The 24,464-nt window shown below is 76.1% G+C and carries 9 protein-coding genes and 1 pseudogene; 1 reads left to right on the top strand and 9 read right to left on the bottom strand.

Translation table 11 applies throughout. The features are described from left to right. Positions 1-167 precede the first annotated feature (167 nt). From ACIRBY_RS35435 to ACIRBY_RS35405, 7 genes and pseudogenes are all read right to left on the bottom strand, one after another. Positions 168-3,299, bottom strand: coding sequence for a type I polyketide synthase (locus ACIRBY_RS35435; RefSeq protein WP_403908534.1), 3,132 nt, complete (start codon positions 3,297-3,299; stop codon positions 168-170). Between the two features lie 4 nt (positions 3,300-3,303). Then, positions 3,304-9,759: a type I polyketide synthase gene (locus ACIRBY_RS35430; protein ID WP_403908541.1), complete on the bottom strand. Its 6,456-nt coding sequence runs from the start codon at positions 9,757-9,759 to the stop codon at positions 3,304-3,306. 96 nt (positions 9,760-9,855) lie between these two features. Further along, positions 9,856-15,315: pseudogene (locus ACIRBY_RS35425) on the bottom strand (SDR family NAD(P)-dependent oxidoreductase); the annotation flags it as partial. A gap of 80 nt (positions 15,316-15,395) precedes the next feature. Next, positions 15,396-18,485, bottom strand: coding sequence for a type I polyketide synthase (locus tag ACIRBY_RS35420; protein WP_403908532.1), 3,090 nt, complete (start codon positions 18,483-18,485; stop codon positions 15,396-15,398). A 63-nt stretch (positions 18,486-18,548) separates the two neighbouring features. Further along, complete coding sequence (locus ACIRBY_RS35415; RefSeq protein WP_403908530.1) at positions 18,549-19,286, bottom strand: thioesterase II family protein; 738 nt, start codon at positions 19,284-19,286, stop codon at positions 18,549-18,551. Further along, positions 19,283-20,533, bottom strand: a complete 1,251-nt coding sequence (locus ACIRBY_RS35410; protein WP_403908528.1) for a cytochrome P450 — start codon at positions 20,531-20,533, stop codon at positions 19,283-19,285. The genes ACIRBY_RS35415 and ACIRBY_RS35410 overlap by 4 nt, the downstream gene beginning before the upstream one ends. After that, the gene (locus ACIRBY_RS35405) at positions 20,530-20,763 is read right to left on the bottom strand and encodes a phosphopantetheine-binding protein (protein WP_403908526.1); all 234 of its coding nucleotides are present in this window, start codon (positions 20,761-20,763) and stop codon (positions 20,530-20,532) included. Before ACIRBY_RS35405 ends, ACIRBY_RS35410 begins: the two co-directional genes overlap by 4 nt. A 330-nt stretch (positions 20,764-21,093) precedes the next feature. Between ACIRBY_RS35405 and ACIRBY_RS35400 the strand changes: the two genes are divergently transcribed. Next, positions 21,094-22,611 carry an FAD-dependent monooxygenase gene (locus ACIRBY_RS35400; RefSeq protein WP_403908524.1) on the top strand — a complete coding sequence of 506 codons (1,518 nt, stop codon included), beginning with the start codon at positions 21,094-21,096 and terminating at the stop codon, positions 22,609-22,611. A 104-nt stretch (positions 22,612-22,715) separates the two neighbouring features. On the opposite strand, the gene ACIRBY_RS35395 is transcribed toward ACIRBY_RS35400, so the two are convergent. Then, complete coding sequence (locus tag ACIRBY_RS35395; protein ID WP_403908522.1) at positions 22,716-23,477, bottom strand: ABC transporter permease; 762 nt, start codon at positions 23,475-23,477, stop codon at positions 22,716-22,718. After that, positions 23,474-24,427 carry an ATP-binding cassette domain-containing protein gene (locus ACIRBY_RS35390; protein ID WP_403908520.1) on the bottom strand — a complete coding sequence of 318 codons (954 nt, stop codon included), beginning with the start codon at positions 24,425-24,427 and terminating at the stop codon, positions 23,474-23,476. Before ACIRBY_RS35390 ends, ACIRBY_RS35395 begins: the two co-directional genes overlap by 4 nt. Positions 24,428-24,464 lie beyond the last annotated feature (37 nt).

Below are 24,464 nucleotides of genomic sequence, written 5' to 3'. Positions count from 1 at the left end.
AGACAGGCCCGGGAATCGGCGGAACTCGCAGATCACCCCCACCTTCGGGGAAGCCCGACGGCGGTTCAAGACACCCGGGCGCCGGCCGGGGCGGGCCGCCCCGCGGGGTGTGTCCCGCCGGCGGGACACACCCCGCGGGGCGGGACGGGCGTCCGCGCCGCCGGGGGTCAGCGCGGTCCGGCCTGGACCAGCGAGGCGGCGATGTGGCCGGCGATCCGTCGCGGCGAGGGCTGGCGCAGCACCAGGTTGGCCCGCAGCCGCAGTCCGGTCGAGGCGGTCAGGCGCTTGCTCAGCTCCGCCGAGAGCAGCGAGTCGAATCCGATCTCCTTGAACTCCTGGTCGGGGTCGATCGAGGCGCTGGAGGCGTGGCCGAGCACGACGGCGACCTTCTCCAGGACGTGTGCGAGCACGAGCGCCCCCGCGTCCTCCTCGGAGAGGGCGGCGAGCCGGTCCGTCAGGGGCACGGAGCGGTCCTCGGCCGCGGGCCCGTCCGCCGCGGGGGCCTCCTGCGGCGCCGCCACCGCCGCCGGGGCGTGCGAGGAGGCCAGCCAGTACCGCTGCCTCTGGAAGGCGTACGTCGGGAGGTCCGCCCGCGGGCGCTCCCCGAAGAGGGCGTTCCAGTCCACGGACCCGCCCCGGACGTGGAGTCCGGCCAGCGAGCCGAGCACGGCCTCCACCTCGTCGCGGTCCCGCCGCGAGGAGGACAGGACCAGGGCGTCGTCGAGGTCCTCGACGATCTCCTGTACCGGGACGGTCAGCACGGGGTGCGGGCTCATCTCGACGAACACCCGGAAGCCGTCGTCGGCCATCCGCCGGACGGAGGATTCGAAAAGGACCTTTTCGCGGAGGTTGTCGTACCAGTAGTCGGCGTTCAGCCGTGCGGTGTCGATGACCTCGCCGTACAGGGTGGAGTAGAAGGGGACCGCCGACGGCCCGGGGGCCACCCCGGCCAGCGGGCCGGTCACCTGCTCGCGGACCCGGGCCACCTGGTGGGAGTGCGAGGCGTAGTCGACGGCTATCCGCCGGGCCTGGACCCCGTCGGCCTTCGCCTTCTCGACGAACTCGTCGAGCGCGTCCGGCTCCCCGGAGACGACCACCGAGCGGGGACCGTTGACGACGGCGACGCCCACCCGGCCGCTCCAGGGGGCGAGGCGCCGCTCCACGAGGTCCGCGGACTCCGCGACCGACGCCATCCCGCCGTGGCCGATCAGCTCCACGAGGGCCCTGCTGCGCAGGGCGACGATCCGGGCGGCGTCCCGCAGGGACAGGGCGCCGCTCACGCAGGCGGCGGCGATCTCGCCCTGGCTGTGTCCGACGACCGCCGCCGGCTCCACGCCCCAGGAGCGCCACAGGCCGGCCATGGAGACCATCACCGCGAACAGCGCCGGCTGGACCACGTCCACCCGGTCCAGGGAGGGTGCCCCCTCCGCGCCGTGCACCACGTCGAGCAGCGACCAGTCCACCCACTCGGACAGGGCCTCGGCGCAGGCGTCGAGCTGCCGGGCGAAGACCGGGAAGGTCGCGTACAGCTGCCGGCCCATGCCGACCCACTGCGAGCCCTGGCCGGGGAAGACGAAGGCGACGCCGCCGGGCTTGCCGGCCGCGCCCCGCACCACCGCGGGCGACTCCGCGCCCTCTCCGAGCGGGGCGAGCGCGTCCAGCAGCCCGTCGCGGCCGCGGCCCAGCACCACCGCGCGGTGCTCGAACCGCGACCGGTGCGCCACCAGCGACGCGCCGATGGCGGCCGGATCCGCGTGCGGGTCGGCGGCGAGCAGCTCCCGCAGCCTGCGTGCCTGCCCCTCCAGGGCGGCCGGGGTCCGGCCGGAGAGCACCCACGGCACCAGCCCGCCGGCGACCTCCGGGCCCGGGGCGGCGCGCTGCGCCGGCTCCTGCCCGGGGGCCTCCTCCAGGATGACATGGGCATTGGTGCCGCTGACCCCGAACGAGGAGACCCCGGCCCGCCGCGGGCCGTCCGCCCGGGTCCACTCGCGGCCCTCCACCAGCAGTTCGACGCCGCCGCAGGACCAGTCGACGTGCCGTGAGGGCTCCCCCACGTGGAGGGTCTTCGGCAGGTGGCCGTGGCGCATGGCCATGACGGCCTTGATGACCCCGCCGACCCCGGCGGCGGCCTGGGCGTGGCCCATGTTCGACTTGAGGGAGCCCAGCCAGAGCGGACGGCCCTCGTGCCGGTCCCTGCCGTAGGTGGCGAGCAGGGCGTCGGCCTCGATGGGGTCGCCCAGCACGGTCCCGGTGCCGTGGGCCTCGACCAGGTCCACGTCGGCGGGCGCGACCCCGGCGTTCGCCAGGGCCCGGCGGATCACCTTCTCCTGGGCGCGGCCGTTGGGGGCGGTCAGGCCGTTGCTGGCGCCGTCCTGGTTGACGGCGGAGCCGCGGACGAGGGCGAGCACCGGGTGGCCGTTGCGGCGGGCGTCGGACAGCCGCTCCAGCAGCAGGACGCCCACGCCCTCGGCCCAGCCGGTGCCGTCGGCCCCGTCCGCGAAGGCCTTGCAGCGGCCGTCGGGCGAGAGCGCGCCCTGCCGGGCGAACTCCACGAAGGCCGCGGGCGAGGACATCACCAGCGCCCCGCCGGCCAGGGCGAGGGAGCACTCCCCCGCCCGCAGCGACTGCACCGCCATGTGCAGGGCCACCAGCGAGGACGAGCAGGCCGTGTCCAGGGACACCGCCGGCCCGGTCAGCCCCAGCTCGTAGGCCACCCGGCCGGAGGCCACGCTCAGCGAGCTGCCGTACAGCAGGTAGCCCTCCAGCTCGCTGCGGCCCGCCTCCAGGAAGCGCCAGCCGTACTCGGTCGAGCTCACCCCGGAGAAGACCCCGACCTCCTCCCCGCGGACGTCGGCGGGGACGATGCCGGCCCGCTCGAAGGCCTCCCACGAGGTCTCCAGCAGCAGGCGCTGCTGCGGGTCGGTGGCCAGCGCCTCGCGGGGGCTGATGCCGAAGAACTCGGCGTCGAAGCCCGCCGCGTCCGCCAGGAACCCTCCGTGGCGCACGTAGGCGCTGCCCGCGGCGTCGGGGTCCGGGTCGTACACGTCGCGCCAGCCGCGGTCGGCGGGGAAGGCGCCCACGACGTCCCGGCCGTCGCGGACCACCTCCCACAGCTCCTCGGGCGAGGAGACGCCCCCCGGGTAGCGGCAGGCCATGGACACCACGGCGATGGGCTCGCCCCGGCCGGCCCTGAGGGCCTCGTTCTCCTGGCGGAGGCGGTCGCGTTCCTCGATCAGCGTGCGCAGCGCCCGCTGGACCCGGTCCGCGCCCTCCGCCGGCTTGTCCGCGGAGTCGGTCATGTCACTACCTCTTCTCATCCAGGGCCAGGTCGAGCAGCGCGTCCAGGTCCATGCCCGCCAGTTCCTCCGCGTCGGCGGCCCCGTCCGCCGGCTCCGCGGCGGCGCCCGCCGCGTCCGGGTCCGCGCAGGCCAGGACGGCTTCCAGGAGGCCGGCCCGGCGCAGGGCGTCGACGGGGACGTTCCGCAGCGCTTCGCGGATCCCGGCGTCCGGGTCCGCCGCGGGGCGCAGCAGGCCGAGGAGGTGCGGGGCCAGCTCGCGCGGGGTCGGGTAGCTGAAGACGAGGGTGGACGGCAGGCGCAGTCCGGTCGCGGCGGCGAGGCGGTTGCACAGTTCGACGGCGGTCAGCGAGTCGAATCCGAGCTGGGTGAAGGGCTGGTCGGGGTCGACGGCCGTGCCGGCCGGGTGTCCGAGGACGACGGCGGCCTGGTCGCGGACCCAGTCCAGGACGGCTTCCTCCGCCTCCGGTTCCGGCAGGGCCGCCAGCCCGGCGGGCAGCCCGGCGCGGCCCGCGTCCGGGGCCGTGCCCGTCCTGCCGCGGCGCGGGCGGCCGTCGGCGAGGCCGCGCAGGAGCGGCGGCAGGCCGTCGGCCCCGCCCCGCAGGCCGGCGGGGTCCAGGCGGGCCGGGATGAGGACCGGGCGGTCGACCGCGCACGCCGCGTCGAACAGGGCCATTGCCTCGGGGGTCGGCATGGGGGCGATGCCCATCCGCCGGAGCCGGGACAGGTCGGCCCGGCCCAGGTCCTGCGTCATGCCGCTGCTCTGCTCCCACCAGCCCCAGCACAGCGAGGTGCCGGGCAGGCCGGAGGCCCTGCGCTGCGCGGCCAGGCCGTCCAGGAAGCCGTTGGCCGCGGCGTAGTTGGCCTGTCCGGCGGTGCCGATCGTGCCGGCGAGGGCGGAGAACGGGAGGAACGCCGACAGGGTGCGCTCCCGGGTCAGCTCGTGCAGGTGGACCGCGCCGGCGACCTTGGCGCGCAGCACGCGGTGCAGGCTCTCGGCGGTCAGCGACTCGACGGTGCCGTCGGCCAGGACGCCCGCCGCGTGGACGACCGCGGTCAGCGGGTGGCCGGGGGGCATGTCCGCGAGCAGGCCGGCGACGGCGGCCCGGTCGGCGATGTCGCAGGCCGCGACGCGGACGGCGGCGCCGGCCGCCTCCAGCTCCGCGACCAGCGCGGGCACCCCGTCGGCCGCCGGTCCCCGGCGGCTCGCCAGCACCAGGCTGCGCACGCCGTGTGCGGCGACCAGGTGCCGGGCCACGAGCGAGCCCACGCCGCCGGTCCCGCCGGTGACCAGGACGGTGCCGCCGCCGAAGCCGCCGCCCACGTCGAGGACGAGCTTGCCGGTGTGGCGGCCCTGGCTCATCTCGCGGAAGGCGGCGCGCGCGTCGCGGACGTCGCGGACGCGGACCGGGCCCAGCCGTATGCTGCCCGCGGCGAACAGCTCCATGACCTCGTGGAACATCGCCCGGAGGGCGTCCGGGCCGGCCGAACCGTAGAGGTCGAAGGCCTGGTAGTCGACCCCGGGGTGGTCGGCGGCCACCTGCCGGGAGTCCCGGATGTCCGTCTTGCCCATCTCGATGAAGTGCCCGCCGTGCGGCAGGAGTTCCAGCGAGGCGTCGACGAAGGCGTGCGCGAGGGAGTTCAGGACGACGTCCACGCCGCGGCCGCCCGTGGAGTCGAGGAACTTCTGCACGAAGTGCAGGTCGCGCGAGGAGGCCAGGTGGGCGTCGTCCAGGCCCTGGGCGCGCAGGGCGGGCCACTTGGCGGGACTGGCGGTCGCGTAGACCTCGGCGCCGACGTGCCGGGCGAGCTGCACGGCGGCCGTGCCGACGCCGCCCGCCGCGGAGTGGATGAGGATGCGCTGCCCCTTGCGCAGCCGCATCACGTGGAAGAGGGCGTAGTAGGCGGTGAGGAACGTGCTCGGTACGGACGCCGCCTCGGCGTGGCTCCATCCGTCGGGGACGGGGGCCAGCAGGCGGTGGTCCGCCACGGCCACCGGGCCGAAGGCGCCGGGGAAGATGCCGGTCACCCGGTCGCCCGGCCGGAAGGCGGTCACGTCGTCGGCCGTCTCCAGGACGGTGCCGGAGCCCTCGCTGCCGAGTCCGGCGTCGAAGGCGGTCCGGTCGATGAGCCCGAGGGCGATCGTCACGTCGCGGAAGTTGAGGCCCGCGGCCTGGACGGCGATGCGGACCTGGCCGCTCTCCAGGGGCGCCGCCACCTCGGGGCAGGGGACCCAGGCGAGGTTCTCCAGGGTGCCCTTGCGGGGGATGCCGAGCCGGTGGGCGCCGTCCGAGGGCGGTTCGAGCCGCCCGTCCGCGGGCGCGACCGGGGCCATGCGGGGGACGAGGGGGGAGCCGCCGCGCAGCGCCAGCTCCTCCTCGTCGAGCCGCAGGGCGTCCGGGAGGCCGGCCCGGGAGGCTTCCCCGTCGTCGGTGTCGACGAGCCGGAACCTGCCGGGGTGTTCGGTCCGGGCGGAGCGGACCAGGCCCCACGCGGAGGCCCCGGGGAGGCTTTCGACGCCCTCCCCGGCGGCGGTGGCCTGGGCCAGGCGGGTGAGCACCACCAGCGTGGTGGCGGCGAGCCGCTCGTCGGCGAGGAACCGCTGCACCCGGTCCAGGAGGCGCTCGCCGGCGTCGCCGACGGCGGTGGCCGGGTCGGCCCCGGGGGTGACGAGGTCGTCCAGGCAGAGCACGAGGTGGCGGGGGGCGCCGTCGCCGCCGGGCACCTCGGCGAGGGAGGCGTGGAGCGCGACGGCCGCGTCGCCCGCCGCGGCGAGCCGGGCGCCCGTGCCGTCCGCGGTGCCGAGCACGGCCCAGGGCGCGGGGGCGGTGCCCGGCGCCTCCTGCGGGGCCGGGAGCCAGTCGAGTCCGTACAGCGGGCGCTCGCCCGCGCCGCGCGCCGCGCGCACCTGCTCGGCGACGGCGGGGCGGAAGGTCAGCGCGTCGACGCGGGCGGTCTCGCGGCCCCGCTCGTCGGCGAGGAGCAGGGACACGACGCCTTCGCCGCGGGGCGTGAGGCGGACGCGGACGGTCGGGCCGCACTCCCCGGCGAGGGCCACGCCGGACCAGGAGAAGGGCATCCAGCCCTGCTCGTCGGTGACGGTGATGACTCCGCCGACGACCACGGCGTGGAGGACGGTGTCGGCGAGCGCCGGGTGGAGGGCGAAGCCGCCGCCCGCCGCCGCGGCGTCCTCCGGGAGGGTGGCGAGGGCGAAGAGGTCCTCGCCGCGGCGCCAGACCTCGCGCAGTCCGCGGAACGCCGGGCCGTAGTCGAAGCCGCGGTCGGCGAGGGAGTCGTAGAGGCCGTCGAAGGCGAGCCGTTCGGCGCCGGCCGGGGGCCACGCGGACAGCGGCGGCCCGGCGTCGGCCGGCACGGGGTCCGGTGCCAGGCCGCCCATGGCGTGGCGGGTCCAGCCTCCGGCGTCCGCGCCGTCCTCGGCGGGGCGGGCGTACACGTCCAGGGAGCGGCGTCCGGTCCCGTCCGGCGCGCCGACGACGACCCGCACCTGTACGCCGCCCGCGTCGGGCAGGACCAGGGGGACCTCCAGGGAGAGTTCCCCGACCGACGGGCAGCCGACGCGCCCGCCCACCGACAGGGCCAGGTCCAGGTACGCGGTGGCCGGGACGACGACGGAGTCGAAGACGGCGTGGTCGGCGAGCCAACCGTGGGTGCGCAGGGACCACAGGCCGGTGAAGACCGTCTCCCCGGTGCCGGGGTGGTCCACCGCGGCACCGAGCAGCGGGTGCCCGGGGGCCTCCAGGCCGGCGGAGGCCACGTCCGCCGGGGCGGTCCCGGCCTGGAAGTCCAGCCAGTGGCGCTGGTGCTGGAACGCGTACGTGGGGAGGTCCACCGGCGGGTGCGTGCCCGTGAGGGCCGCCCAGTCCACGGCCGCGCCGCGGACGTGCAGTGCGGCCAGGGCGCCGGCCAGGCCCTCGGCCGCCCCGCGGCCGCGCCGTGCGGAGGCCACGACGAGCGCGTCGACTCCCTCGGCGGTGAAGGCGTCCTGGGTGAGGCCCGCCAGCGTGGAGCCGGGGCCGACCTCGACGAAGACCCGCGCTCCGGCCGCGCGGGCGTGCTCGACGGCGTCGTGGAAGCGCACGGGTGCCCGGACGTGCTCCACCCAGTGCGCGGCGGAGGTCAGCTCCGCGGCGGTGGCCTCGCGGCCCAGGAGGGTGGAGACCACCGGAATCGAGGGTCCGTCGCCGGCGGGGAGGGCGGGCAGGGCCGCGGCGAACTCCTCCAGGACCGGGTCCATGAGCGGGGAGTGGAAGGCGTGGTCGACCGGGAGGAGCTTGGCGGAGCGGCCGTCGGCGACGAGCCGGTCGCGCAGGGCGCGGACCTCCTCGCGCAGGCCGGAGACCACCACGGACTCGGGGCCGTTGACGGCCGCGACGCCGACCCGGGTGCAGCGGCCGATCAGTTCGCGGACCTCGACCTCCGGGGCGCGGACGGCCAGCATGGCGCCGGGCTCGGTGACGGCCTGCATGGTCCGGCCGCGGGCGGCCACGATCCGGGTCGCGGTGTCCAGGTCGAGCGCCCCGGAGACGTGGGCGGCGGCGATCTCGCCGACCGAGTGGCCGATCAGGCGGTCGGGTCGCGGGCCGTAGCGGGTCAGGGTCCGGTAGAGGGCGACCTGGAGGGCGAACAGCGCGGGCTGCATGACGTCCGTGCGGTCGGATCCCTCGGGATCGTCGGCGAGGAGGAGGGGCTTCAGCGCGAAGGGCAGGTGGGCGTCGAAGCGGGCGCAGACCTCGTCGAGGGCCTGCTCGAAGACGGGGTAGGCGGCGCAGAGCTCGCGGGCCGCTCCGGTCCACTTCGCCCCCTGGCCGGGGAACATGAAGACGGTGCCGCCCGTCTCCGCGGCGGCGCCGCGCACCACCGCGGGGGTCTCCGCGCCCTCGGCGAGCGCGGCGAGGGCCTCCAGCAGGCCTTCGCGGTCGCGGCCCAGGACGACGGCGCGGTGCTCGAACCGCGCCCGGTCCGACACCAGCGCGGCGGCGACGGCGGCGGGGTCCGCGCCGGGCCCGGCGGCGGCGAAGGCGCGCAGCCGCCCGGCCTGGGCCCGCAGGGCCTGTTCCGACCGGGCCGACAGCACCCACGGCAGCAGGCCGACGGCGCCGGGGGGCACCCGGTCGGCGGGCTCGGGGGCGGGCTCCTCCTCGGGGGCCTGTTCGAGGATCAGGTGGGCGTTGGTGCCGCTGGCGCCGAAGCTGGACACGCCGGCCCGCCGGGGGCGTCCGGGGGCGCCGTGCCACGCGCGGGCCTCCGTGAGCAGTTCGACCGCGCCGGCCGACCAGTCCACGTGGGTCGACGGCCGGTCCACGTGCAGGGTGCGGGGCATGACCCCGTGCCGCATCGCCATGATCATCTTGATGATGCCGCCGACGCCCGCGGCGGCCTGGGTGTGGCCGATGTTCGACTTCAGCGAGCCCAGCCACAGGGGGCTGCCCGGCTCGCGGTCCTGCCCGTAGGTGGCCAGCAGGGCCTGCGCCTCGATGGGGTCGCCGAGGGTGGTGCCGGTCCCGTGCGCCTCGACGACGTCGACGTCGCCCGTCTGGAGGCGGGCGTCGGCCAGGGCGGCCCGGATCACCCGCTGCTGGGCGGGCCCGCTCGGTGCGGTCAGGCCGTTGGAGGCGCCGTCCTGGTTGACGGCGGAGCCGCGGATGACCGCCCAGATCCGGCGCCCGTTGCGCCGTGCGTCGGAGAGCCGCTCCAGGACCAGCATCCCGACGCCCTCGGAGAAGCCGGTGCCGTCCGCCGCGTCGGCGAACGCCTTGCACCGGCCGTCGGCCGACAGGCCCCGCTGCCGCGCGAACTCGCGGAACACCTGGGGCGTCGCCATGACGGTGACCCCGCCGGCGAGGGCGAGTCCGCACTCGCGCCGGCGCAGCGACTGCACGGCCTGGTGCACCGTCACCAGGGAGGAGGAGCAGGCGGTGTCGGTGGAGACGGCCGGCCCCTCCAGGCCGAGCGCGTACGACACCCGGCCGGAGGCCACGCTCAGCAGGGAGCCGGTCTGCGCGTAGCCCGAGATGACCTCCGGGGTGACGTGGTGGTTGCCGTAGCCGAAGTACGCGATGCCGGCGAAGACGCCGGTGTCGCTGCCGCGCAGGCTGTGCGGGTCGATGCCGGCCCGCTCCAGGGACTCCCAGGAGGTCTCCAGGAGCAGCCGCTGCTGCGGGTCGGCGGCCAGCGCCTCGCGCGGGTTGATCTCGAAGAACTCGGCGTCGAAGTCGCCGGCGCCGTCCAGGAAGCCGCCCGAGCGGGTGTAGCAGGTGCCCGGGCGGTCCGGGTCCGGGTCGTACAGGCCCTCCAGGTCCCAGTGGCGGTCCTGCGGGAAGTCGGAGACGGCGTCCGCGCCGGTCCGCACCAGCTCCCACAGCTGCTCCGGGGAGTGCGCGCCGCCCGGGAAGCGGCAGGCGACGCCCACGACCGCGACGGGCTCGGCGGCGGCGTCCGTCAGCTCCTGGAGGCGTCCGCGCGTCTCGATCAGCTCGATCGAGGTCCGCCTGAGGTATTCGAGGACATCGGCGCTGTTGTCGTTCGTCATCGCTCTCCCCTAGCCGAGCTCTTTGTCCAGCAGCGCGAGGAGCTCTCCCGCTGAGGCCGAAGTGATCTGGTCGACGATGGCGACCGGTGCTCCGGTGCCCGCCATCGAGCGGACTCGGCCCTGCAGCTCGCCGAGCAGAGTGGAAATGGCGGTCCTGTCCTGCGCCTCCAGCCGGAGGAAGGCCTCTTCCAGCCGGGAGCCCAGCCGTTCGATCTCCTGGGCCAGCGAGTCGGCCGGGGACTGCGGGGGCGCGGAGTCGAAGGCGACGGCCGCGAGCAGGAACCGGGCGAGGGCGGCCGGGTTGGGGTGGTCGAAGACGAGGGTGGCGGGCAGCTTCAGCCCGGTCACCGCCGACAGCCTGTTGCGCAGCTCCAGCGCGGTGAGCGAGTCGAGCCCCAGCTGCTTGAAGGCCGCGTTCGCACCGATCCGGGCGGTGTCGCGGTGGCCGAGGACCAGTGCGGTCTGCGTCCGGACCGCGTCGAGCAGCGCCGCCTCCGCCTCCTCGGGCGGCAGCGCGCCGAGGCGCTGCGCCAGGCCGCCGGGATCGGCGGGCCCGCGGCCGGCCGGCCCGCCGGGTCCGCCGGGCGTCCCGGCCAGGCCGGCCAGGAGCGGCGAGGCCGCGCCGGGGGCGGCGGGGTCCAGCCGGGCCGGGACCAGGACCGGCTCGTCGAGGGAGAGGGCGAGGTCGAAGAGGGCGAGCCCCTCCCGCGTGGCCAGCGGCAGCACGCCCTGGCGGCGCAGGCGTTCGACGTCGGCGTCCGCGAGGCCGGCGACCATCTCGCTGCGTTCGGCCCAGAAGCCCCAGCACAGCGAGGTGGCCGGCAGCCCTTCGGCCCGGCGGGCCCGCGCGAGGCCGTCGAGGAACCCGTTGGCCGCCGCGTAGTTGGCCTGCCCGGCCGTCCCGAGCACGCCCGCGACCGAGGAGAAGAGCACGAACGCGGACAGGTCCAGGTGCCGGGTCAGCTCGTGCAGGTGCCAGGCGCCGCGGACCTTGGGCGCGAGGACGGTGTCCACGCGCTCCTCGGTCAGCGCCTCGAGAACCCCGTCGGCCAGCACGCCGGCGCAGTGGACGACCGCGGTCAGCGGATGCCCGGCGGGCACGGCGGCGAGGAGCGCGGCGACGGAGTCGCGGTCCGCGACGTCGCAGGCCACGACGTCGACATGGGCTCCCGCCCCGGTCAGCTCCGCGCGCAGCGCGGCCGCCACCGGGGCATCGGGGCCCCGGCGGCCGGCCAGCAGCAGCCGGCGCACTCCGTGCCGCGCCACGAGGTGGCGGGCCAGCAGGGCGCCCAGGCCGCCGGTGCCGCCGGTGATGAGCACGGTGCCGGAGCCGAGCGGCGGTACGCCGTCCGGCGCCGCGGCCCCGTGGGCGCGGGCCAGGGCCGGGGCGGCGGCCGCACCGGCCCGGAGCCTGATCTGGGGCGCGCCGGAGGCGGCCGCCGCGGGGACGGCGGCGAGGGAGGCGGGTGTGCCGTCGGTGTCCACGAGGGTGAAGCGGCCGGGGTTCTCGGTCTGCGCGCTGCGGACGAACCCCCAGACGGCGGCGGCCGCGGGGTCGGCGGCGGGCGTCCGCTCGTCGTGGACGGCGTCCTGTGTCACGAGGGCCAGGCGGGAGCCGGCGAACCGGTCGTCGGCGAGCCAGTCGCGCGTCCAGCGCAGCACCCGGTGGAGGGCCTCCTCGACGCGGGCGGGAGCAACGGCGCCGTCGGCGTCCGGGAGGCCGAGCCGGGCGATGACGACGGGGGGTGCCGGGGCGCCCGGGGCGGCGGGTTCCGCCAGTGCGGCGAAGGTCCCGGCGGCCGCGTCGGGCGCGCCCAGTACGGCGTACCGGTCGGGGGCGGGGGCGGGGGGCAGGGCGAGGGGGGTCCAGTCCACCCGGAAGAGGGAGTCCCGGTGGTCGAAGCCCAGCGCGGTCAGCTCCTCGACGTCCGCGGGCCGCAGGCCGAGCGCCTCGATGCCGCCGACGGGCGCTCCGGCGGCGTCGGCGAGGGCCAGGGAGAGCGTGTTCTCCCCGGCGGGCGCCAGGCGGACGCGCAGCACGCCCGGTTCGGCCCGGTCCGCGCGCAGGCCGGTGCAGCGGAAGGGCAGCCAGCCCTCGGGCCGGGAGCCGTCGACGATCCCGCCGAGGCCGGCCGGGAGCAGCGCGGCGTGCAGCAGCGCCGGGTGGACGCGGTAGCGGCCGGCCGCGCCGTCGGCGGCGGGCAGCTCCACCTCGGCGAGGAGGGCGTCGCCGTCGCGCCACACCGCGCGCAGGCCGCGGAAGAGGGGGCCGTGGGAGAAGCCGAGGGCGGACAGGCGGGCGTACTCGTCCTCGAAGGGGACGGCGGTCGCGCCCGCGGGGGGCCAGGCCGCGGTGTCCCGGGCCGGGCGGGGGCCGGGGTCGGGGTCGGAGCCGACGGCGCCGACGGCGTTGCGCGTCCACTCCGTCTCGTCCCCGCCCCGGGAGTGCACGGTGAGCGCGCCCTCGGCGTCGACGACCACGCGGATCTCGCGCTCGCCGGTGCGGGGCAGCACCAGCGGTGCCTCCAGGGTGAGTTCGCCGACGCGGTCGCCGCCCGTCCGGTGCGCCGCCCACAGGGCCAGCTCCAGCAGGACGGCGGCGGGCACCAGGACCGCGCCGTGGACCACGTGCCCGGCGAGCCACGGGTGGCGTTCGAGGGACAGGCGCCCGCTGCCCGCCAGGCCGCCGGTGCCCGCGCCGGCGGGCAGGTCGACGACGGCGTCGAGCAGGGGGTGGTCGGAGGTGCTCGCGGCGTCGGTCTCGGCGGGGGTGTCCAGCCAGTAGCGCTGCCGCTGGAAGGCGTAGGTGGGCAGCTCGGTGAACGGGCCGTCCGGGTCCGGGAGGGCGGTCCGCCAGGTCACCCCGGCGCCGGCCACGAAGGCCTCGGCCGCCGAGCGGTGGAAGCGGGCGAGGCCGCCCTCGCCCCGGCGCAGGGTGCCCACGGCGACGGCGACGGCGTCGGCGCCGGCGTCGTCGAGGGTCTGCTCCACGCCGACCGCCAGGACCGGGTGGGCGGACGCCTCGACGAAGAACCGGAAGCCCTCCGCGGCCAGGGCCCGGGTCGCCTCCTCGAAGCGGACGGTCCGGCGCAGGTTGGTGTACCAGTACTCGGCGTCGAGCCCGCTGGTGTCCAGCCATCCGGCGGTCACCGTCGAGAAGAACGGCACCCGGGCCGGGCGCGGGCGCAGGCCCTCCAGCAGGCGCCCGAGCTCTTCGCGGATCGCCTCCACGTGCGCCGAGTGGGAGGCGTAGTCCACCGGGACGCGGCGGGCCCGGACCCCGTCCGCCTCGCAGCCGGCGAGCAGCGCGTCCAGCGCCGCCACGTCGCCCGAGACCACCGCGGACGAGGGTCCGTTGACCGCGGCGACCGACAGCCCGTCCGTCAGCCGTGCGCGCACGGCCTCCACCGGGAGCTCGACCGAGACCATGCCGCCGAGTCCGGACAGCGCCAGGATCGCCTTCGAGCGGAGCGCCACCACCTTCGCGGCGTCCTCGACGGTGAGGGCCCCCGCGACGCACGCGGCGGCGATCTCCCCCTGGGAGTGGCCCACCACGGCCTCGGGCAGCACCCCGTACGAGCGCCACAGCTCGGCGAGGGAGACCATCACGGCCCACAGCGCGGGCTGGACGACGTCCACCCGCTCCAGCGCGTCGGCGTCGCCGAGCACCTCCTCCAGGGACCAGTCGACGTACGGTGCCAGCGCGTCGGCGCACTCGCGCATCCGGCGAGCGAACACCGGGGAGGACGCCCACAGCTCCCGGCCCATCCCGGCCCACTGCGATCCCTGCCCGGGGAAGACGAACACCGTCCTGCCGCCCGGCCCGGCGACGCCGGACACCACGCCGGCGCCGCCGCTGCCGTCGGCGGCGGCCGTGAGGGCGGCGAGCAGGGCGTCGCGGTCGGCTCCGGCGACCACCTGGCGGTGGTCGAACAGCGCGCGCGTGGACACCAGCGCGTGGCCCACGCCGGCCAGCGGCAGGTCCGGGTGGGCGGCCACGTGGTCCCGCAGCCGCAGCGCCTGGTCCCGCAGGGCCTCCGACGAGCGCGCCGACAGCACCCACGGCACCGGTGCGGGGAGTGCGGCGGGCGCCCGCCCGGAGGGCCGGGGCGCGGTCTCCTCCTCGGGGGCCTGTTCGAGGATCAGGTGGGCGTTGGTGCCGCTGATCCCGAAGGCGGACACGCCGGCCCGCCGGGGGCGCCCGGGCGTCCACGCGCGGTGCTCGGTCAGCAGCTCCACCGCGCCGGCCGACCAGTCCACGTGCCGCGAGGGACGGTCCACGTGCAGGGTCCGGGGCAGCACCCCGTGCCGCATCGCCATGACCATCTTGATCATCCCGCCGACGCCCGCGGCGGCCTGGGTGTGGCCGATGTTCGACTTCAGCGAGCCCAGCCACAGGGGGCTGCCCGGCTCCCGGTCCTGCCCGTAGGCGGCGAGCAGCGCCTCCGCCTCCAGGGGGTCGCCCAAGGTCGTGCCGGTGCCGTGCGCCTCCACGGCGTCCACGTCGCCGGCCGCGAGTCCGGCGTCGGCCAGGGCCGCCCGGATGACCTTCTCCTGCGCCAGCGCGCTCGGCGCGGTCAGCCCGTTGGAGGCCCCGTCCTGGTTGACGGCCGAGCCGCGGATCACCGCCAGGACGCGGCGGCCGTTGCGCCGCGCGTCCGAGAGCCGTTCGAGGACGAGCACGCCCGCGCCCTCGGAGAAGCCGGTGCCGTCGGCCGCGTCGGCGAACGCCTTGCACCGCCCGTCGGCCGACAGGCCCCGCTGCCGCCCGAGTTCCACGAGCACGCCCGGGGTGGGCATCGTCGACACCCCGCCGGCCAGCGCCAGCGCGCACTCCCCCGAGCGCAGGGACCGCACGGCCTGGTGGACGGCGACGAGCGAGGACGAGCAGGCGGTGTCGGTGGACACCGCCGGGCCCTCCAGGCCCAGGACGTACGCCACGCGCCCGGAGGCCACGCTCGTGTAGGTCCCGGCGAGCACGTGGCCCTCCACCTCGCCGGCCGCCGCGCCGCCCATCCGCGGGCCGTAGTCGACGGCGTAGATGCCGGTGAAGACCCCGGTCGCCGAGCCGCGCAGCCCGGCCGGATCGATGCCGGCGCGCTCCAGCGCCTCCCAGGAGGTCTCCAGCATCAGCCGCTGCTGCGGGTCCATCGCGAGGGCCTCGCGCGGGCTGATGCCGAAGAACGGCGCGTCGAACTCGGCCAGGCCGGACAGGAAGCCGCCCGCGCGGGCGTACGTCGTTCCCGGCGCCTCGGGGTCCCCGCCGTAGAGCGCCTCCAGGTCCCAGCCGCGGTCGGCCGGGAACCCGCCCATCGCGTCCACGCCCCCGGACACGACGTCCCACAGTCCTTCGGGGGAGGTCACCCCGCCCGGGAAGCGGCATCCCACTCCCACGACCGCGATGGGCTCGCGCGCGGACTCCTCCAGCTCGCGCACCCGCTCGCGGAGCTCCTGCGCGTCGCCGACGGCGCGTCGCAAGTAGGACCGGAGCTTGTCGACATCCTCCACCAGGGCCTCCCCCAAACCGTTGCTCAGCAGTACAGGTGCGGCTACACGTATCCGCGGTCGATCAGCTCGTACAGGTCGTCGTCGCTGTGGCCTTCCGGTCCGCTCCCCTCCTGCGGCTCCGGGTCCGGCGGGGCCTCCTGGACCCGCGGTGCGAGGAGGTCGAAGAGGTGCCGGGCGAGCCGCTGCGGAGTGGGGTGGATGAAGGCGACGGTGGCCGGGAGCCGCACTCCGGCGGCGGCCGCGAGCCGGTTGCGCAGCCCCACCGCCAGGGCGGAGTCGAAGCCCAGGACCTTGAAGGTCTCGCCCGCCCTCGCCGCGAGCCCGGCGGCCGTCACGGCCGGGTCGGCGGCGCTCAGCAGCGCCGCCGTCTCGGCGCACACGAGGGCGAGGACGGCCGCCTCCGAGCCCAGGCCCGCGGCCTTCCCGGTGCCCGCGTCCGGTCCGCCCGCCCCCGTGGAGGGCGCGGCGCCGTCCACGGGCGGGGTCAGCCAGTACGGGCGGCGCCGGAAGGGGTGGGTCGGCAGGGCGACCCGGCGCGGCCGCCCGGCGGCGAACACCGCCTCCCAGTCCGCGGGCACGCCGCGCACGTGCAGTTCGGCCAGTGAGGCCAGGACCTCGCCCGTGCTGCCGTCGTGCTTGCTGAGCGTGCCCACCACCGCCGGCGCGACCCCGAGCGCGTCGGCCGTCTCCTCGACCGCCACCTGGAGCACCGGATGCGGGCTGACTTCGACGAAGGTGGTGTGCCCCTGTTCGACGAGGTGCCTCGTGGCGGCCTCGAAGCGGACCGTCCGCCGCAGGTTGCGGAACCAGTAGGCGGTGTCCAGCTCCGCCGGGTCGAGGGGGCCGCCGGTCACGGTCGAGTGGATCGCCGCGGTCGCGGGCAGGGGGGTGATCCGGCCCAGTCCGTCCGTCAGCCGCTCCTCGAACCGGTCCAGCAGCGGCGAGTGGCCGGGAACGGTGGACCTGATCAGGCGGGCGCGGGCGCCCGAGGCCTCGCAGGCCGCGACCAGTTCCCGGACCGCCGCGGTCTCGCCCGAGACGGTGGTGGAGTTGGGGCCGTTGACGGCGGCGATCCCGATGCGGTCGCCCCACCGCCCGAGCAGCTCCCGCACCCGGCGTTCGGGCAGCAGGACGCCGGCCATGGCGCCCTGTCCGGCGACCGTGGCGAGCAGCCGGGAGCGCAGGGCGACGATCCGGGCCGCGTCCTCCAGCGTCAGGGCGCCCGCGACGTGGGCCGCGGCGATCTCGCCCTGGGAGTGGCCGATGACCGCGTCGGGGGTCACGCCCAGCGAAGCCCACACCCGCGCCAGGGACACCATCATCGCGAACAGCGCCGGCTGGACGACCTCGACGCGCTCCAGCGACGCGGCCTGCTCGGCACCGGTCAGCACGTCCACCAGCGACCAGTCCGCGTGCGGCGCGAGCGCCCGTGCGCACGCGTCGACCGAGCGGGCGAAGACCTCCGACTCCTCGTACAGCCGCTTCCCCATGGCCGGCCACTGCGCCCCCTGGCCGGGGAAGACGAAGACGACCGGGCCGGCCGGCTCCGTGGCCGCCCCGCGGACCATCCGCGCCGGGTCGCCGCCCGCCGCGAACAGGCCGAGGTCGGCCAGGGCCCGCTCACGGCCGCCGCCCAGCAGGACGGCCCGGTGCGCGAACCGGGAGCGCGTCGTGGCCAGGGAGTGGCCGACGTCGGCCGCCGACGGCGAGGCGTCCGCGACCAGCAGGTCCCGCAGCCGCGCCGCCTGCTCGCGCAGGGCCGGCTCCGAGCGCGCGGAGAGCACCCACGGCAGCACGGCGGGCGCCGGGGCCGCGGCGGCGGACGGCTGGGGGTGCGCCGGCGCCGCGGGGGCCTCCTCCAGGACCACGTGCGCGTTGGTGCCGCCCATGCCGAACGCCGACACGCCCGCCCGGCGCGGACGGCCGGGCCGCCGCGGCCAGGGGCGCGCGTCCCGCAGGACCTCGAAGTGCTCGTGGAAGCCGGCGATGGCGGGGTTCGGGGAGCGGAAGTTCAGGCTCGGGACCAGCCGGGCGCGGTCCAGGCAGAGCGCCGCCTTGACGAAGCCGACGATTCCGGCGGCGGGCTCCAGGTGTCCGACGTTCGTCTTCACCGAGCCGATCACCAGGGGGCGTTCGCGGCCGGTCCGCCGGAACACCTCGCGCAGGCCGGCCGCCTCGGCCGGGTCGCCCATGCGGGTGCCGGTGCCGTGGGCCTCGACGTAGTCGACGCTGTCGAAGGGGACGTCCGCGCGGGCGAGGGCGGCCAGGACGGCGGCCGCCTGCCCGCTCGGGCTGGGGTCCGGCATCCGGGTGGACGACCCGCCGCTGCCGACGCCCCAGCCGCGCACCACCGCGTAGACGTGGTCGCCGTCGGCGAGGGCGAGGTCGAGCCGCTTCAGCAGGACGAACGCCCCGCCCTCCCCTCGGGCGAAGCCGTTGGCCCGCTCGTCGAAGGTGAAGCAGCGGCCGTCGGGCGAGAGGGCGCCCAGGTTGGCGAGGGCCGCTCCCGCCTCCGGGTCGGCGATCAGGTGGACGCCGCCCGCGAGCGCCGTGTCGACCGCGCCGGCGCGGATCCGTTCGCAGGCCAGTGCCAGGGCCACCAGCGAGGAGGACTGGCCGGAGTCGGCGCAGAAGCTCATGCCGCGGACGTCGAAGAGGGCGGAGATCCGGTTCGCGATCATCGCCCCGTTGGAGCCGAGCGCGGCGTAGTGGTCGTCCCGGTCGGTTCCCGACAGCCTGCGCAGCAGGTCGTAGCCGGAGGGGGCGGTGCCGACCACGACGTCGACCTCGCGGCCTGCGAGCGCCTCCGCCGGGACGCCGGCGTCCTCGACGGCCTCCCAGGCGAGCTCCAGGCCCAGCCGCTGGACGGGGTCCATGGCGGCGGCCTCCGCCGGTCCCGTGCCGAAGAACTCCGCGTCGAACCCGTCGATGGCGTCGAGGAAGGAGCCCTGCTCCAGGGTGGCCGCGTCCGGATGGGACGTACGGTCCCGGCCGGCCGCGCGGGAGGCGGGGAAGGTCCCGACGGTCGACTCCCCGTCGAGCAGGAGGCGCCAGAACGCGCGCGGGTCGTCCACACCGGGGAACCGGCACGACATCCCGATGACGGCGATGTCGGCGGCGGCGCCGTTCATACGCGTTCCCTTCCGGTTCTCTCGGCTTCTCGCTCGGGGGGGGGGGGGGGGACGGCGGCGGTGTCACCGCCAGGAGGACAGCGGCCCCAGCAGCCCGTCGGGCGCGTCCATGAAGGCGTAGTGGCCGCCCTCGACCGTCCGGAACTCGACCGGGTCCGCGTAGCGGCTCCACCCTTCGAGGTCCTCGGGGCCCGCGTCGGCGTCGTCGCTCCAGTGCAGGACGACGACGGGGCAGTCCACGCGGGCCGGCTCGGTCCGGCGGTACGCGCCCGCGGCGGCGTGGTCGCGCAGCAGGACGAACATGCCCAGGTCGATCATGTCCGGCCGGGGGTCGATGCCGCGGCCGCGGACGAACGACTCCAGTTCGGCGCGCAGTTCCGGTTCGGTCAGGGTGAGCATCCGGTCGCGCGCGGCGTCGTGCGGGGCCGGCTGGCCCGACACGAAGAGGCGTTCCGGCGCGGGCAGGCCGCGCTCGGCGATCCGGAGCACCGTCTCGTACGCGGGCATCGCCCCGGCGCAGTGCGCGAAGATCGCGTACGGCCGGTCGAGCAGCGGCGCCAGCTGTTCGACGAGGCTGTCGGCCAGGTCCTCGTAGGTGCCGTAGTGCGGGTGCGCCAGCCGGTTCTCGCGGCCGGGGAACTGCACCGGGCAGACCTCGGCGCCGCCGATCGCGGCCGGCCAGGCGCTGAAGGCCGAGGCCCCGGACCCGGAGAAGGGGAAGCAGAAGAGCCGGGCGGGGGCGTCCTCGGACGGCGGGCGGACGAACCAGGGCGAGGTGGCGGTGGGGGTGCCGGTGGTCATGGGGTCCGCCGTTTCTCGCCGACGAGGGGCAGGTGGGTCATGCCGGCGATGAAGTACGACCGCAGGTGCTGCGGTTCGCCGGCCAGTTCGAGCGACTCGAAGCGCGCGAGCAGTTCCTCGAAGAAGACGCGCAGCGTCATCCGGGCCAGCGGGGCGCCGATGCAGAAGTGCGGGCCGAACCCGAACGCGCCGTGGCGCTTGGCGCCGGCCCGGGTGATGTCGAAGACGTGCGGGTCGGGGAAGACGGACGCGTCCCGGTTGCCCGAGCCGATCCACGCCACGACCGCGCCGCCGGCCGGGACGGTGCCCCCGGCGATCTCGACGTCGTCCACCGCGTACCGCATGAAGTTGCAGGCGGCCGAGGTCCAGCGCAGGCCCTCCTCGACGAGGTCGGGGACCAGCGCGGGGTCGGCCGCCGCCTTCCGGTACTGCTCGGGGCGCTCGATGAGCGCCCCGACCGTGCCGGAGACGGTGTGCGGGGTCGTCACGTTGGCGCCCAGCAGGATGCTGTAGCCGTCGAGGGCGATCTCCTCGTCGGACAGGGGCTCGCCCCCTGGACGGACGCTCGTGAGGTGGTGGAGCAGGCTCTCGTCCTCCACGCCGGCGGCCCGGTGGGTCCGGGCCCAGTCGCGGACGTAGGTGAGGAGCTCGTGGTGGGAGATGGCCAGGGTCGCGGCCTCGCTGCCCAGGCGGAAGTGCGGGTCCGAGGGGGCCGTCACCATGGCGGTCAGCCGGACGAGCTCCTCCCAGTCCTTCTCCGGGATGCCGAGCAGCGGGCCCGTGACCAGCGCGGGGAGCAGCAGCGCCTGTTCGGCCAGGTCGAAGACCTCGCCGTCCAGCGCGGGTTCGAGGAAGCGGACGACCGTGGCGCGGATCCGGTCCTCCCAGACCTGCACCGCGCGGGCGGTGAGCTTGGAGCCGAGCGGCCGGCGGACCTCGGTGTGCCGCGGCGGGTCGGTGGAGGTCATCAGCACGCCGGCGGCGGGGTCGTCCGTGCCGAGGTGGGTGGGGACCGTGCCGCGTTCGGAGGTGAACGCGCGGTGGTCGGACAGGACGCGGCGGACGTCCTCGTAGCGGGTGACCGACCAGAACGCGCGGCCGTCCGGCAGGACCTGGTGGTGCAGGGGCGCCCGCTCCCGCATCACGTCCCAGATGGGGTGCGGGTCGCCGGAGGCGTAGAGGTCCAGGTCGAACAGGTCGACGCCGTCGAGGTCGACGTCGCGCGCGGGGCCGGGCGTCAGCCTCACGCCCCCGTCCTCCCCTGCTCGATCAGCTCGGCGACCCGGGCCGGGGTCTGCGCCAGGTAGAAGTCGCGCACGGACAGCTGCACGCCGTACGCCTCGGACACCTGCTCGATGATCTTGATGCCGCTCAGCGAGTTGCCGCCGATGGCGAAGAAGTCGTCGTCCACCCCGACTTCGCGGCCGCCCAGGTGTTCTCCCCAGAGCGCGGCGATTTCCTGCCCCAACGATCCCATTGCCCGTCCGTCCTTCCTCCGCCGGCCGGGAGTCCCCGGCCGCGCCGTCCCGCCGGCGGGACACATTCCTCGAATGGCCGGATCGAGTGTCGCGTGGATGCGCGTCCGCTCACACCGCTTCGGCGGTGCTCCGGTGCCCGCCGGCCGGTGGGGTTGAGAGTGCGCCGGCGGGCCTGCTTCCCGGGACCGTCCCGCCGGCGGGACAGGGGGAAGTCCGCGCGCGGCCCGCCCCGCCCCGGCCGTGGCGTTCCTTGACCGGCCGATTCGCGTTCAGTGAACGTGAAGGGGATTTAACGACGTTAGAGGCGCAGTCGAACGAGGGGGAACGACGTGGGGCATACGGGTACGGACGCGGACGTGGTCGTCGCGGGTGCCGGGCCGACGGGCCTGATGCTCGCCTGCGAGCTGCGGCTGGCCGGCGCCGACGTGGTGGTGGTCGAGCGGCTCGCGGAGCGGACGGGCGAGTCCCGGGCCGGCGGGATCCACTCGCGCACCTTGGAGGTGCTGGACCAGCGCGGGGTGCTGGACCGCTTCCTGGCCGAGGGCGAACCGCAGCCGGTGGGCCACTTCTCCGGCCTCTACCTGGACTTCGACGAGTCCGAGTCCAGGCACCCCTATCCGCTGATGATCCTGCAGTCCGCCGTCGAGCGGATCCTGGAGGAGTGGGCCGTGGAACTCGGCGTGCGGGTGCGCCGGTCCGCGGGGGTGAGCGGGATCCGCCAGGACGGGGACGGGGTGACGGTCGAGCTGGACACGGGGGACGCGGCGCCCGCGGAGCTGCGCGCCCGGTACCTCGTGGGCTGCGACGGCGGGCGCAGCACGGTGCGCAAGCTGGCGGACGTCGACTTCCCCGGCACCCCGGCGACGATGACCGCGCTGATCGGCGACGTGGAACTCCCCGGCCTGCCCGAGGACTACGTCTGGGTGCGGCGCACCCCCGGCGGCGACTACTCGGCGATCGCGTTCGAGCCCGGCTGGTACCGGGTGATCACCTCCGAGTACGACCGGGTCGCGGACCGCGACGAGCCGGCGACGTTCGAGCAGCTCCGGGAGTCCCTGGTCAGGGTCGCCGGCACGGATTTCGGCATGCACTCCCCCCGGTGGGTCTCCCGGTTCAACGACGCGGCGCGGCAGGCCGCGCAGTACCGCAAGGGCCGGGTGCTGCTCGCGGGCGACGCGGCGCACATCCATTTCCCGGCCGGCGGGCAGGGGCTGAACATGGGGGTGCAGGACGCGGTCAACCTGGGCTGGAAGCTCGCCTCGGTGGTACGGGGCCGGGCCCCGGAGAGCCTCCTGGACAGCTACCACGACGAACGCCACCCCGTCGGGGAGCGCGTGCTGCACAACACCCGGGCGCAGGCGGCGCTGGCCCGCCCCGGCGCGGCGACGGACGCGCTGCGCGAGGTGTTCGGCTCGCTCATGGTCTTCGACGACGTCAACCGGGTCCTGCGGCACATGCTGACCGCGCTGGACGTGCGCTACCCGGTCGGCGGGGACCACCCGATGGAGGGCCGCCGGGTCTTCGACGCCGACCTCAAGACGGACGGGGGCGTCATCGGCGTCTACGGGCTGCTGCACGCCGCCCGCCCCGTCCTGCTCGACCTGGGCGGGAGCGCCGCGGTGGCGTCGGCCGCGGAGGGCTGGGCCGATCGCGTCGACCTCGTCGTGGCGCGTGCCGAGGACGCCCTGTGGCCCGTGCCGCCCGTCGGCGAGGTCCCCGCCCCGGCGGCCCTGCTGATCCGGCCCGACGGCCATGTGGCCTGGGCGGCGGACGCCGTGGGCGCGCCCGAGGCCGCCGCACTGCGGACGGCCCTCACCACCTGGTTCGGGCCGGCCCTGCGGGGGTGAGGGCGCTCCCGCCGGCGCGGTGGCACACGGAAGACGGCGGCCGCCGGACCCCCGGCCGGGGGTCCGGCGGCCGCCGTCTCGCGTCCTGCGCTCTCAGGCCCGGGTCACGCCCGCTTCTTGAACGCGGAGACCGCCCACACGTACCCGAGGAGGGCGAGCCCGACGCACCAGGCGACGGCCGCGAGCGCGTCGCCGCCCGAGGGGTGGCCGGTGAGAAGCCCGCGCAGGGTCTCGATGATCGGGGTGAAGGGCTGGTACTCGGCGAACTGCCGGATGCCCGTACCCATGGTCTCCGCGGGGACGAACGCGGTGCTCAGGAACGGCAGCATGATCAGCGGGACGGTGGCCAGGCCGGCCGACTCCACCGTCTTGGCGGCCAGGCCCGTGGCGACGGTGAGCCAGCCGGCCGCGAAGCTCAGCAGCACGATGACGCCGACGACGCCGAGCCAGTCCAGGGCACTGGCCGCCGGGTCGAAGCCCATCGCGAAGGCCACGCCGATGATGGCGGCGCAGGCCACCAGGCAGCGCACCGAGGTGATGACGACGTGTCCGGTCAGCATCGCCCCGCGGGAGACGTCCATGACCTTGAAGCGGTTGATGATGCCCTTGGTCATGTCGTCGTTCACGGCCGTGGCGGTGGCGCCCAGACCGTAGCTGATGGCCATCACGAGCAGGCCGGGGGTGGCGTAGTCGACGTAGTCCTCGCCGACGCTGAAGGCGCCGCCGAACACCCCGACGAACATGAGCATGATGACGATGGGGAACAGGACCGCGTTGAAGACCGTGACGGGGTTGCGCACGGTGTGCTTCAGGTTGCGGCGCAGCATGATCGCCGAATCGGCCAACGGCGTCGAGACCGTGCTCACTGTGCGATCGCCTCCTTGCTGGTGTGCTGGGTGCCCGTCTGGTCGGTCAGGGCGAGGAAGACGTCGTCGAGGTCCGGGCGCTGCACGGAGAACTCCAGGGCGTCGAGTCCGTGCGCGTCGAGCCGGTCGAGCAGGGCCCGCACCGAGCGCGTCTCGCCGTCGCCGGGGACGCGCAGGGTCAGCTCCTCCTCGTCCCGGAGGGCCTCGGTCAGGACCCGGGCCGCGGCGTCGAGTTCGACGGCGTCGGCGAAGCGGAACCGGACGTGGGTGCCGGGGATCTGGCGCTTGAGATCCTCGGGGGTGCCCTGGGCGACGAGCCGGCCCTGGTTGAGGACCGCGATCCGGTCGGCGAGCTGGTCGGCCTCCTCCAGGTACTGGGTGGTGAGGAAGATGGTGGTGCCCTCGGCCACCAGCTCGCGGACGATCCCCCACATGGTGCGCCGGCTGCGCGGGTCGAGGCCCGTCGTCGGCTCGTCCAGGAAGATCACCTGCGGGTTGCCGACCAGGGTCATCGCCAGGTCCAGCTTCCGGCGCATGCCGCCGGAGTAGGTCGAGGCCTGCTTGTCCGCCGACTCCGCCAGGTCGAACCGCTCCAGCAGCCCGGTGACCACCCGGCCGCCGTCGCGCACGCGCTTCAGGTCCGCCATCAGCTGGAGGTTCTCCCGGCCCGACAGCAGCTCGTCGACCGCGGCGAACTGGCCGGTGACGCCGATGGCCCCGCGCACGCGCTTCGTCTCGGTCGCCACGTCGTGCCCGGCGACGCGCACCGTGCCGGCGTCGGCCTTCATCAACGTCGTCAGGACGTTGACCGTCGTCGTCTTGCCCGCCCCGTTCGGGCCGAGCAGGGAGAAGACCGATCCCGCGGCGACGTCGAAGTCGATGCCGTCGAGCACGACCTTGTCACCGTATGCCTTACGCAGCCCTGAAACTGCGATCGCTGAACTTCTCATGCCTCCACTTTCCTCTCCGGGCCTGTCATCCACCTGT

The organism is Streptomyces sp. NPDC096136 (assembly GCF_044763325.1).
In the GTDB taxonomy this organism is placed as follows: Bacteria; Actinomycetota; Actinomycetes; order Streptomycetales; family Streptomycetaceae; genus Streptomyces.
This window is presented reverse-complemented; position numbering and strand designations above follow the sequence as displayed.